Annotated in this window: 8 protein-coding genes; 4 read left to right on the forward strand and 4 right to left on the reverse strand. The window is 67.6% G+C overall.

The genetic code is table 11. From position 1 onward, the window contains the following. The coding region (locus H7U20_RS19090) for a non-ribosomal peptide synthetase (RefSeq protein WP_199760737.1) at positions 1–4517 on the forward strand (4517 nt) is incomplete at its 5' end. Beyond that, positions 4514–5776, forward strand: coding sequence for an enterobactin transporter EntS (gene entS, locus H7U20_RS19095; RefSeq protein WP_199760738.1), 1263 nt, complete (start codon positions 4514–4516; stop codon positions 5774–5776). The genes H7U20_RS19090 and entS, both read left to right, overlap by 4 nt. 124 nt (positions 5777–5900) lie before the next feature. Here entS and H7U20_RS19100 read toward each other — a convergent pair whose 3' ends face one another. Together H7U20_RS19100 and H7U20_RS19105 are read right to left on the reverse strand one after the other, a co-directional pair. Beyond that, positions 5901–7400 carry an ATP-binding protein gene (locus H7U20_RS19100; RefSeq protein ID WP_199760739.1) on the reverse strand — a complete coding sequence of 500 codons (1500 nt, stop codon included), beginning with the start codon at positions 7398–7400 and terminating at the stop codon, positions 5901–5903. Continuing rightward, the gene (locus H7U20_RS19105) at positions 7397–8092 is read right to left on the reverse strand and encodes a heavy metal response regulator transcription factor (RefSeq protein ID WP_199760740.1); all 696 of its coding nucleotides are present in this window, start codon (positions 8090–8092) and stop codon (positions 7397–7399) included. The genes H7U20_RS19100 and H7U20_RS19105 overlap by 4 nt, the downstream gene beginning before the upstream one ends. Before the next feature lie 146 nt (positions 8093–8238). On the opposite strand from H7U20_RS19105, the gene H7U20_RS19110 reads away from it, so the two are divergent. Together H7U20_RS19110 and H7U20_RS19115 are read left to right on the forward strand one after the other, a co-directional pair. Continuing rightward, complete coding sequence (locus tag H7U20_RS19110; RefSeq protein ID WP_199760741.1) at positions 8239–9747, forward strand: SulP family inorganic anion transporter; 1509 nt, start codon at positions 8239–8241, stop codon at positions 9745–9747. 164 nt (positions 9748–9911) lie between these two features. Further along, entirely contained in the window at positions 9912–10475 is a 564-nt protein-coding gene (locus H7U20_RS19115; protein WP_199760742.1) for an outer membrane beta-barrel protein, read from the forward strand. 95 nt (positions 10476–10570) lie between these two features. On the opposite strand, the gene H7U20_RS19120 is transcribed toward H7U20_RS19115, so the two are convergent. Together H7U20_RS19120 and H7U20_RS19125 are read right to left on the reverse strand one after the other, a co-directional pair. Further along, positions 10571–10720 carry a hypothetical protein gene (locus H7U20_RS19120; RefSeq protein ID WP_199760743.1) on the reverse strand — a complete coding sequence of 50 codons (150 nt, stop codon included), beginning with the start codon at positions 10718–10720 and terminating at the stop codon, positions 10571–10573. 70 nt (positions 10721–10790) lie between these two features. Then, positions 10791–12176: a calcium-binding protein gene (locus H7U20_RS19125; protein WP_199760744.1), complete on the reverse strand. Its 1386-nt coding sequence runs from the start codon at positions 12174–12176 to the stop codon at positions 10791–10793. Positions 12177–12293 lie beyond the last annotated feature (117 nt).

The raw sequence follows: 12293 nt of genomic DNA on the forward strand, positions 1-12293 counted from the left end.
ACTGCGTCGCGCCGTCGTCCGCCGGCGGCGACGTGGCGCGGCGCAGCGCGACGCTGCTGGCCGCGCTGCGCCAGGCGCTGCCCGACTACATGGTGCCGTCGGCCTTGGTGATACTGGACGAGTTCCCGCGCAACGTCAGCGGCAAGATCGACCGCAAGCGCCTGCCGGCCGCCGCCATCCACAGCGCCGGCGGCGCGCCGGAGAGCGCGGCCGAGGCCCTGCTGTGCCAGCTGATGGCCAAAGTGCTCAAGCTGGAGCGGGCCGGCGTGGAGGACGACTTCTTCGCCGTCGGCGGCGACAGCATCGCCGCCATGACGTTGTGCGGCGAATTGCGCCGCGCCGGCCACACCCTGCGCCCCAGCGCGGTGTTCGCCCAGCGCAGCGCGCGCGGCATGGCGGCCGTGCTGACCGCCGTGCCGGCAGCGGGCGCCGAGGCGGCCCTTGCGCCGGCATGGACGGTGGCGCCGGCCCAACTGGCGCTGCTGCGCCAACGCTACCCGGACTTCGCCGAACTGGCGCCGGTGCTGCCGCTGCAAAAGGGCATGCTGTTCCACGCCCAGCTGGGCCAGCAGGCCGCCAACTACAACGCTTTCACCCGTCTGCAATTCACCGGCGCGCTCGATAGCGGCCGTCTGCGACTGGCCCTGCAAGCGGTGCTGAGCCGCTACCCGCAACTGGCCGGCTGGTTCGACATGGAGACCGGCGACGAGGCGGTGTTCCTGCTGCCGCGCCAGGACGGCGCCAGCGCGCTGGCCTGGCCATGGCGGGAGCACGATCTGTCGACCTTGAGTGCGGAGGCGCAGGCCGGCGGCCTGGAAGAGATTGGACAAGCGCTGCTGGAACGCGACTACCCGACCGACCAGGGCGCCGGCATGTTGAACGCGGCCCTGGTCCACCTGGACGGCCAGCGCCACGTGCTGCTGCTGGTGATCCACCATCTGGTGGTGGACGGCTGGTCGACGCCCTTGCTGCTGCGCGATCTGCTGGCCGCTTATCGGGACAATCTGAACACCTTGCCGGCACCGCAGGCCGGCTACGCCCAATTGATCGGCCAGCTGGCCGGCCGCGAGCAGGCGCCCAGCCGGGCGCTGTGGCGCGAGACGCTGGCGCAGGTTCAGCCGACGCTGCTGTTCGAACAAATCCCCGCCGGCGCGCCGGTCAGCGAATTCGAACTGAGCTTGCCGGCCGCGCTGAGCGGCGCCCTGATGACGCAGATCCGCGCCCGGGGCCTGACCTTGAACGTGTTGATGCAGGGCGTCTGGGCCTGCGTGTTGGGCAGCATCGCCGGCCGCAGCGACGTGGTGTTCGGCACCCCGGTGTCGGGCCGCAGCGCGGCCATCGCCGGCATCGAGGAGCAGGTCGGCCTGTTCCTCAACACCCTGCCGGTGCGGGTGCAACTGGCGCCGCAGCAGTCGCTATGGGATCAACTGCCGGCGATGCAGCAGCGTCACATCGAGCTGCTGGAGCACGACGGCCTGGGCCTGGCCGAGATCCAGCGCCTGGCCGGCGCCGCCACCTTGTTCGACACGCTGCTGGTGGTGGAGAACTATCCGGACAACGCCTACCTTGAGCAGCAGTTGAGCGGTAGCGACGGCCGGCCGCTGCGGGTCGGCGATATCCACAATCGCGGCTACAGCCACTATCCGCTGGCGCTGCTGGTGCTGCCGGGCGAGTCGCTGACGCTGCTGGTCGAATATCGCGGCGCGGCCGCCGAGGCGCAGGCGCTGGCGCAGCGCGTCGAGCTGCTGCTGCGCACCCTGGTCGAACAGCCGGCGCTGCCGCTGTCGCGCTATCCGCTGCTGCATTCGCGCGACCTCGCGCTGCTGGCCGAGGTCAACGCCACCGCGCACGCGGTGGCGCCGGCCACGCTGCAAAGCGCGCTGGCGGCGCAGGCCGGCCGCACGCCGGACGCGCCGGCGCTGCTCGACGCGCGCGAGCGCCTCAGTTACGCGCAGGTGCGCCGCCAGGTGCACGGCTTGGCCGCGCAACTGATCGCCGCCGGCGTGCTGCCGGGCGACGTGGTGGCGGTGGCCTTGCCGCGCTCGGTGCGTTTGAGCCTGGCCATCATGGCGGTGATCGAGGCCGGCGCGGCCTACCTGCCGCTGGACCTGTCCTATCCCGACGAACGCCTGGCCTACATGCTGGGCGACGCCGCGCCGCGTCTGCTGATTTGCCAGGACGATGCGCGTGAACGTTTCGGCGCCATGCAGCATGGCGCGGCGCTGCTGCCCTTCGACGTCTTGCTGGCGGACGCCATCGACCATCCGGCGCCGCAGGTGGCGCTGACGCCGGCCCATCCGGCCTACCTGATCTACACCTCCGGCACCACCGGCCGGCCGAAGGGCGTGTTGGTGTCGCACGGCGCCATCGTCAACCGTATCGAATGGATGCAGCACATGTATCAATTGAGCGGCGCCGACGTGGTGCTGCAAAAGACGCCGAGCAGTTTCGACGTTTCGGTGTGGGAGTTCTTCTGGCCGCTGACGGTCGGCGCCAGCCTGGCGATGGCCGAGCCGGAGGCGCACCGCGATCCGCAGGCGCTGGCGCAGGCGATCAGCCAGCACGGCGTCACCTGCCTGCACTTCGTGCCGTCGATGCTGGCGATCTTCAGCGCCCATGCGCGCACCCTGGCGGGCCGGCGCGGCGGAGTGTGCCCCAGCCTGCGCCTGGTGTTCTGCAGCGGCGAGGCGTTGAGCAAGGCGCAGGCGCGCGAGTTCTCCGGCCTGATCGGCGCCGAGCTGCACAATCTGTACGGCCCGACCGAGGCCGCCGTCGACGTCACCTACCAAGCGGCCTTCGGCGCCGGCCTGGATGGCGAGGGACTGGGCGTGCCGATCGGCCGGCCGGTGTGGAATACCCAGCTGCGCGTGCTGGACCGCTATCTGCGGCCGGTGCCGCCGGGCGTGGCCGGTGAGCTGTACCTGTGCGGCAGCCAGTTGGCGATGGGCTATCTGGGCCGGCCGGAACTGAGCGCCAGCCGCTTCGTCGCCGATCCGTTCGGCGACGGCGAACGCATGTACCGCACCGGCGACGTGGTGCGCTGGCTGGCCGATGGCGCGGTCGAGTACCTGGGCCGGTCCGACGACCAGATCAAGATCCGTGGCCAGCGCGTCGAGCTGGGCGAGATCGAGACCGTGCTGCTGGAGCAGCCCGAGGTGGCCAACGCGGTGGTGCACGCGGTGGTGCTGGGCGCGCAGGCGCAGGGCGCCGGCGAGGACCACCGCCAACTGGTGGCTTACCTGGTGCCGCGCGACGGCGCCAGCCTGGACGCCGGCGCCATCCGCGAGCGGTTGGCGCAGCGCCTGCCGGCCCACATGGTGCCGGTGGCGTGCGTCGAACTGGCGCAACTGCCGTTGAGCGCCAACGGCAAGTTGGACCGCAAGGCCCTGCCGCTGCCGTCGCTGGCCGCGGCGGCGGGCGGCGGCGCCGGCCGCGCGCCGGCCGCCGGCCTGGAAAGCGTGCTGGCGCAAGCCTTCGCCAAGGTGCTGGAGGTGGAGCAGGTCGGCGCCGACGACGATTTCTTCGCCCTCGGCGGCCACTCGCTGCTGGCCATGCGGCTGGCGGCGGAACTGCGCCGCGTGCTGGAGCGCCCGGTGCCGGTCGGGCAGATCATGACCGCGCCGACGGTGGCGCGGCTGGCCGCGCAGATGCTGGACGATCTGCTGTCCGGCACGGCCGGCGGCGACGGTTTCGAGCCGGTGATCCGGCTGCGCACGGGGCAGGGCGCGCCGCTGTTCTGCGTCTACCCCGGCTCCGGTTTCGCCTGGCAGTACAGCGTGCTGCCGCGCTATTTGAGCGGTTCGCAGCCCATCGTCGGTTTGCAGTCGCCGCGTCCGCACGGCTTGATCGCCAGCAGCGCCGACATGGAGCAGCTGCTTGAACAGCAGTTGCGCATCGTGCGCGGGATCCAGCCGCAGGGGCCGTACTACCTGCTCGGCTACTCCTTGGGCGGCACGGTGGCCTACGGCATGGCGGCCAAGCTGCGCGCGCTGGGCGAGACGGTGAACTTCCTCGGCCTGCTCGACACCTACCCGGCCGAGGCGCACGACTGGTCCGACCCGCAGGGCGCCGAGGCGACGCTGGGCGCCGAGCGCGAGCAGGAACAACTGCTCAGCGACGCCTATGCCGACGGCGACGGGGCCGACGCCGACGCGGATGACGCGCTGGCCCAGCTGCGTAAGGAGAAGGAGGCCCTGCTGGGCCAGATCTTCGCCAACTACAAGGACGCGGTGCGCCTGTTGTCGCGCACCGTCACGCCGGACTATGACGGCGCCGTGACCCTGTTCGTCGCCGAGCAGTCGCTGCCCGACTACATCGCGCCGCGCGCCAGTTGGGAGAAGCATGTGCCGCAGTTGCGGTTGCAGGTGCACAGCCTGGCCGAGTGCTCGCATGAAAACATCCTGTCGCCGCAGACCATGACCACGCTGGGTCCCTTGTTGGACGAGCTGCTGCGCCGGGCGGCGTGGCCGGAAACTGAAGTATCGAAGTTGGAACCATTGAAAGTGAAGCTAGCATGAGCAAGAAGTCCTCCCTGTTTGTCGACCTCGGCCTGCTGCGCCGCAACCGCGATTTTTGCAGCGTCTTCATCGCCCGCACCATCTCGCTGCTGGGCCTGGGCATGTTGTCGGTGGCCGTGCCGATGCAGATCTACGCGCTGACCGGCGACAGCTTCCACGTCGGCCTGGCGATGGCGCTGGAAGGCGGCGGCATGTTCGTCGGCCTGCTGCTGGGCGGCGTGCTGGCCGACCGCCACGACCGCAAGAAGCTGATCCTGTTCGCCCGCACGGTGTGCGGCGTCGGCTTCCTCGGTCTGGCCGTCAACGCCTGGCTGCCGGCGCCGTCGCTATGGGCGGTGTATGTGCTGTCGGTGTGGGACGGCTTTTTCGGCGCGCTCGGCGTGACCGCGCTGATGGCTTGCATGCCGCTCATCGTCGGCCGCGAGAACCTGATGCAGGCGCGCGCCATCAGCATGGTCACGGTGCGGCTGGCGACGGTGATTTCGCCGGCCATCGGCGGCATCATCATCGCCGCCGCCGACGTCGGCTGGAACTACCTGATCGCCGCCATCGGCACCGGCCTGACCTTGCTGCCGCTGCTGCGCCTGCCGTCCATGCTGCCGGCGCCGGGCCAGGCGCACCATCCGCTGCGCGCCCTGGCCGACGGCTTCCGCTTTTTGTTCACCAATCCGGTGGTGGCCAGCACCGCCGTGATCGGTACGCTGATCACCTTGACCACCACCATCCGCGTGCTGTTCCCGGCGCTGGCGCAGACGGCCTTTGGCGGCGGCGCCTTCGAGGTCGGCATGATGTACGCCGCCGTGCCGCTGGGCGCCACGCTGGGTGCCATCGTCAGCGGCTGGACCGGGCAGTTGCAGCGTCCCGGTTTGGTGATGATGCTGGTCAGCCTGGGCGCCTTTGTCTGCCTGATGTTGATCGGGTTGAACCGCCACTTCGTGCCGACGCTGCTGTTGCTGGTGGCCTTCGGTTATCTGGTGTCGATCGCCTCGCTGCTGCAGTACACGCTGGTGCAGGGCCACACGCCGGACAATTATCTGGGCCGGGTCAACAGCCTGTGGACGGCGCAGGACGCGGCCGGCGATTCGCTCGGCACGCTGGGCATCGGCCTGCTGGGCAAGGTGCTGTCTTCACTGGGCAGCATTTTCTTCTGCGGCGCGGCCGCCGCCGGTGTCGGCTTGCTCCTGCTGGGGAGCTTCCGCGTGCTGCGCCAGGCGCCGATGCACGATGCCAGCTTGGCCGAGCAGGCCGACGCCGCCTGAGCAGCCCGTGTGCCGCTGAGTTGAGAACCCCCACGGCGAAATCTGGGGTCAGACCCGGCGGGTCTGACCCCGGCTGTATGCTCTTGGGTGTTTTTTGAGCCGGCGGCGCCTTGGCTTTGTTGCATCAGCCGACGCGCGGTGGGAAGCGCAGCGTGAAGCGGGTCAGGCCGGCCTCGCTGCCGGCCTCGCAGCGGCCGTGGTGCAGCGCCATCACGGTGCGCACGATGGACAGCCCCAGGCCGCTCGATTCGGCCGAGTCCTGGCGCGCCGGGTCGGCGCGGTAGAAGCGGTCGAACAGCCGGGCCAGATGTTCGGGCGCGATGGTGGCGCCGTGGTTGCACACCGTCAGCCGCGCGCCCGCCGCGTCGACCTGGGCCGACAGGGTGATGGTCGAGCCGGCGTCGGCATGGCGCACGGCGTTGGCCAGCAGGTTGGCCAAGGCGCGGCGCAGCAGCATGGGGTCGGCCCAGACGCTGGCCGGGTTGGTTGCGGCGGCGCCGGCGCCGGCTGCGGCGCCAGCGCCGCCATCCTCGGCCTGGATGGCTGCCCCGGTGTCGGCCCCGCTGTCGCCGCCGATGGCGATGGCGATGCGCAGGCCGCGCTCCTCGGCCGGTCCCTCGAAATAGTCGGCCTGGCGTAGCAGCTCGTCGTGCAGCGGCAGGCTGGCGCAGGCGATGGCGTTGTCGGCGTTGTCGGCGCGCGCCAGGAACAGCATGTTGTCGGTCATTCTGGCCAGGCGCTGCAATTCCTCGTGGTTGGATGCCAGCAGCGTTTCATAGTAGTCGCTGCTGCGCGGCTGGCTCAGCGCCACCTCGGTCTGGCCGAGCAGGTTGGCGATCGGCGTGCGCAGGTCGTGCGCCATGTCGGCCGAGACTTGGCTGAGGCGGGTAAAGCCGTTGGCGAGCCGCTCCAGCATGGCGTTGAAGGCGTCCACCAGCAGGGCCAGCTCGCGCGGCGCGCCGGCGCCGTCGAGGCGGGCGGCCAGGTTGCTGATGCCGATATGGCCGGTCTGGCGCGCCAGTTCGCCGAGCGGCCGCAGGCTGCGCCGCACCAGGGCCAGCGCGGCCAAGGCGGCCAGCAGGGCGCCGGCAGCGGCCGACAGCAGGATGCGCTCGCGGTACTGCGCCAGCATATGGGTACGCTCGCTCATGGCGCGCCCGGCGATGATCTGTAGCGGCCGTCGCGGGTCTTCGCTGCGGGCGCTGGCGGCCAGCGCGATGAAGGGCACGCCGTTGGCATCCACGGTATGGCGCACCGCCGCCAGCGTCAACGGCGCTTGCGGCGGCAGCGGCGCCAGCTCGGGGATGGGCATGGCGCCGGGGTTGACCTCGATCAGCGGCGCCTGGCCGGCGAAGCGCAGCACCAGCAGCGCCTCGCGGTTGCCCAGCATGTTGGCGAACAGCGCGGGCTTGGCGCGGACCAGTTCCATCGTGTTCTCGTCCTGCAGCAGGGCGCGGATCTGTTCGACGCGGTTGATCAGGGCGGCGTCGTCGCGCAAGGTCAACTGCTGCTCCAGCTCGCGGTAGAGAAAGACGCCGAGCGCCGCCAGCAGGGCGAAGCACAGCAGCGCGAACAGCGCCGCCAGCCGTGTCGTCAGCGCATGGCCGGACCGGCGCGGATTCACGCTTGCAGCCCGCAGCGGTAGCCGACGCCGCGCACCGTGTGGATCAGGCGCGGCGGGCCGAACGGCTCCTCGACCTTTTGCCGCAGGCGGCGCACGGCGACGTCGACGACGTTGGTGTCGCTGTCGAAGTTCATGTCCCACACGCGCGAGGCGATCAGCGAGCGTGATAGAACCTGCTCCTGGTGGCTGAGGAAGAAATGCAGCAGCGCGCATTCCTTGTTGGTCAGGGCGATCAGGCTGGCGCCGCGTTGCGCCTGGCGCTGCGCCATGTCGAGGCGCAGGTCGCCGAGCACCAGCGCGCCCTCCGCGTCCAGCGCCTGGGCCAAGCGCGCCGGCGCGCGGCGCAGCGCGACGCGCAGCCGCGCCAGCAGTTCGGCGAAGGAGAAGGGCTTGACCAGATAGTCGTCGGCGCCCAGCTCCAGGCCCTTGAGGCGGTCCTCCAGGCTGCCGCGCGCCGACAGGAACAACACCGGCGGCGGGTCGGCCCGCTCGCGCAGGCGGGCCAGCAGTTGCCAGCCGTCCAGCCCGGGCAGCATGACGTCGAGCACGATGGCGTCGTAGCGCGTCGCCAGCGCCAGGCGCAGGCCGGCGACGCCGTCGCGCGCCAGGTCGGCGGCGTAGCCGGCTTCGATCAGGCCGTTGCGCAGATAATCGCCGGCCTTCGGTTCGTCCTCAACGACCAGGATGCGCACTGCGGTTCTCCATGGCTTCTATCCCTGCGGCTCAATCCGCTACTGTACCCGAAGGACGACGGCGCCGCCCGTGCGTGCGATAATCGCCGGTTTTGCCGCCCGCCTTCGTCCCGATCGCGCCGGCGCGCGTCATGAAGGGGAGTGTTATGTTGTCGATGAAACCGGCCGAAATCAAGGTCAATCTGCTGAGCGGGTTGACCGTCGCGCTGGCGCTGGTGCCGGAGGCGATCGCCTTCGCACTGGTGGCCCATGTCAGCCCGATGACCGGCTTGTACGCCGCCTTCATCATGTGCCTGACCACGGCGGCGCTGGGCGGCCGGCCGGGCATGATCTCCGGTGCCACCGGCGCGCTGGCGGTGGTGATGGTCAGCCTGGTGCTCAGCCACGGCGCCGAATACCTGTTCGCCACGGTGGTGTTGATGGGGCTGTTGCAGCTGCTGTTCGCCGCCTTCAAACTGGGCAAGTTCATCCGCATGGTGCCGCACCCGGTGATGCTGGGCTTCGTCAACGGTTTGGCGATCGTCGTCTTCCTCGCCCAGTTCGGCCACTTCAAGCTGCCCGGCGGCGGCTGGATCGGCGGCGCGCCGCTGTATGTGATGCTCGGCCTGGTGGCGTTGACCATGGCGCTGATCTACCTGCTGCCCAAACTGACCAAGCTGCTGCCGGCCTCGCTGGGGGCGGTCCTGCTGGTCGCCGCGCTGGTCAACCTGCTGGGCATCGAGACCAAGACGGTGGGCGACATGGGCTCGATCGCCGGCGGGCTGCCGCAGCCGCATCTGCCGCAGGTGCCGCTGACGCTGGCCACCTTGTACATCATTTTGCCCTACGCGCTGGTGCTGGCGGCCATCGGCCTGATCGAGACGCTGCTGACCCTGAACCTGATCGACAGCATCACCGACACGCGCGGCCGTCCCAACCGCGAGAGCATGGCGCAGGGCCTGGCCAACGTGGTGGCCGGCCTGTTCGCCTCGATGGGCGGTTGCGCCATGATCGGCCAGAGCATGATCAACATCGACAACGGCGCGCGGCACCGGTTGTCGGGCATCGTCGCCGCCTTGTTCCTGCTCGCCTTCATCCTGTTCCTGTCGCCGTGGATAGAGAAGATTCCCCTGGCCGCGCTGGTCGGCCTGATGTTCGTCGTGTGCGAGAAGACCTTCGCCTGGGGCAGTCTGCAGGCGCTGCGCAAGATGCCGCGACAGGACGCCGTGACCGTGGTCGGCGTCACCGTGATCACCGTGCTGACCGACCTCGCGGTGGCGGTGCTGGCCGGCGTGGTGTTCGCCGCGCTGGTGTTCGCCTGGCAGCACGCCAAGCAGATCCAGGTGCGCATCGAGACCGATGCGCGCGGCTGGAAGGTGTACCGGCTGCAGGGTTCGCTGTTCTTCGCCTCGGCCAGCCAGTTCGCCGGCCTGTTCGCGCCGAAGGACGATCCGGCCGACGTGGTGATCGACTTCGGCGCGGCGCGGGTGGTCGACCATTCGGCCATCGAGGCGATCGACGCCTTGGCGGCGCGCTACCAGCTGGCGGGCAAAACGCTGCACCTGCGCCACCTCAGCGCGGACTGCCGGGAGATCTTGGGGCGGGCCAGCGCGCTGGTGGAAGTGAACGCCGACGAGGACCCGCGCTACCATGTCGCCGATAGTAAGTTGGGTTGATTTGCGGGGCCGCCGTCATACCAACGGAGTTATTGGTTTGGATGCCAAACAATCTTTCTTCAGTGTTGCTCTTGATAAATTAGTTGCATAGAGTGTAAAATGCGCTGCCCCTTCATCGGGGAGGTGCTTATATCGCCTCAATATCAAAAACAACAGGATTAAAGATGAAACAACAATTTATCGCCGCTCTGATCGGTGCAGCAATCGCTTTCCCAGTCGCAGCGCAAGCTGAAGGTTACTTCGTCGGCGGCAACGTCGGCCGTTCGGAACAGAAACTGTCGATCGACGGCCTGGGTTCGATCAAAGATACCGGCACCGGCTTCAAGCTGAACGGTGGCTACCAGTTCAACGCCAACTACGGCGTGGAAGTCGCTTACGTCAACCTGGGCAAAGCTGAAGTCAACGCGCAGGGCACCTACGCCAAGTCGGAGCCACAGACCGTGTTCGTCGCCGCCACCGGCACCCTGCCACTGAACAACGAATTCTCGCTGTTCGGCAAAGTTGGTGTTGCTCAGAACCACGTTAAACTCAGCGTGCGCGAATCCGGTTTTTCCGGATCGGATAGCGAAAACCGCACCACCGCCGTGTTCGGTATCGGCGCTGCCTACCACCTGAACAAGAACGTTTCGTTCGTAGCTGAATACGAAAACTTCGGCAAGATCGGCAACGGCGACGGCGCCAGCCTGAAAGCTGACCTGCTGTCCGTAGGCGTTCGCTACAGCTTCTAATTCCCTCGAGAATTGATGCGTTGAAAAGCCGGCTTCGCGCCGGCTTTTTTGCGTCCGCGTCCGCCGCGCGGGCTGCGGCGGGGCGCCGCGCCGCCTCAGCCGCGCACCGGCGTGATGCGGTAGACGCAGCGGCGCGCGCCGGCCAGCAAATGCTCGGCGCGCTCCACCGCGCAGGCTTCGGCCTCAGTGCCTACTAACAGGTAGTTGCTGCGGCCGGCAGGTATGCAGCAGCGTTGAGTTTGCAATCTTGATGAACGTCACCGCAGCCAGCGTAGGAGAGGTAGACATATTGGTGACATCGCCTTCTTATTTTACTTAGATTATTAAGGTTAAGGCACTGCCGCTCGTACCAATGAGTTGCGTAGCGGTCAAACTCGAACCATCGGCGAAGGCGAAGCTTTCGATCTGGTAACCGCCATCGCTGAAAAACCATTTCTCGACGACGATCTGGTCGGTGGCGGCGGCATCGGTCAGATTGTTTACCTTGATCACGAGGTCGTCGCCGCTGCGGCTCATGGCCAGGTCGGTCTGAACAATGCCGCTGCCGAACACCAGCTTGTCGGTGCCGTAGTGGCGGCCACTGGCGATGCCGACGTCAAGGATGGAGTCGCTGCCGTCGCCGCGATTGAAGATGTAGGTGTTGCTCGATAGGGCGCCGGTCATGCGGTCGTTGCCGGTGCCACCGATCAGGGTGGAAGCCTGGTTGATGTAATTGCCGCTTTCGGTCAAGGTGTCGTTCCCGCTGCCACCCTCGACGGTGCTTGCGCTTGCAAAGGTGATTTGGTCATTGCCGTCGCCGCCGCGCAGCAGGTTGGTTGCCGCCGAACCGCCGTTGTCGATGATGACATCGTCGCCGGCGCCGCCGTCGATGGTATCGGCGCCGCCCGGATCGGTAATACTGTCATTGCCTGCCAGGCCGTAGATGGTATTGTTGTCGATGGCGCCGGTGAGCGTGTCGGCGCCATCGGTGCCGTAGATTGCATTGCCAAGCTGTGTCACTTCGGCGTTTGTCAAACTCGAACCATCGGCGAAGGCAAAGCTTTCGATCTGGTAACCGCCATCGCTGAAAAACCATTTCTCGACGACGATCTGGTCGGTGGCGGCGGCATCGGTCAGATTGTTTACCTTGATCACGAGATCCTCACCGCTGCGGCTCATGGCCAGGTCGGTCTGAACAATGCCGCTGCCGAACACCAGCTTGTCGGTGCCGTAGTGGCGGCCACTGGCGATGCCGACGTCAAGGATGGAGTCGCTGCCGTCGCCGCGATTGAAGATGTAGGTGTTGCTCGATAGGGCGCCGGTCATGCGGTCGTTGCCGGTGCCACCGATCAGGGTGGAAGCCTGGTTGATGTAATTGCCGCTTTCGGTCAAGGTGTCGTTCCCGCTGCCACCTTCGACGGTGCTTGCGCTTGCAAAGGTGATTTGGTCATTGCCGTCGCCGCCGCGCAGCAGGTTGGTTGCCGCCGAACTGCCGTTGTCGATGATGACATCGTCGCCGGCGCCGCCGTCGACATCAGCAATCCTTGCATTTTCTACGGTGATTTTGTCGTCACCACTACCTCCACGAACAACAATATTTCCACTTCCAGTGTAGCTAATCGAATCATTGCCATCGCCCCCGTGGACCGCGTCGTCGCCATCTGAATCGATGATCGTGTCGTTCCCTGCACGCCCTTCAATCAACGTCGCGACGGCACTCAAGTCAACTAAGTAATTGTCGTTAACGTCACGCCGTTATACACAATTCTTGGTGCTGGCCCGGTCTCGTAATTTTCCCATTGTTTTCGCTGCAACGTAGACCTCTTTCATGCCAAGCCA

The organism is Rugamonas violacea, from assembly GCF_016461825.1.
Classification (GTDB): domain Bacteria; phylum Pseudomonadota; class Gammaproteobacteria; order Burkholderiales; family Burkholderiaceae_D; genus Rugamonas.

What these genes read in the sequence shown, in the direction of transcription:
- H7U20_RS19115 (WP_199760742.1), top strand. Translation starts at nt 9,912, where the DNA reads ATGAAACAACAATTTATCGCCGCTCTGATCGGTGCAGCAATCGCTTTC.
- entS (WP_199760738.1), top strand. Translation starts at nt 4,514, where the DNA reads ATGAGCAAGAAGTCCTCCCTGTTTGTCGACCTCGGCCTGCTGCGCCGC.
- H7U20_RS19110 (WP_199760741.1), top strand. Translation starts at nt 8,239, where the DNA reads ATGTTGTCGATGAAACCGGCCGAAATCAAGGTCAATCTGCTGAGCGGG.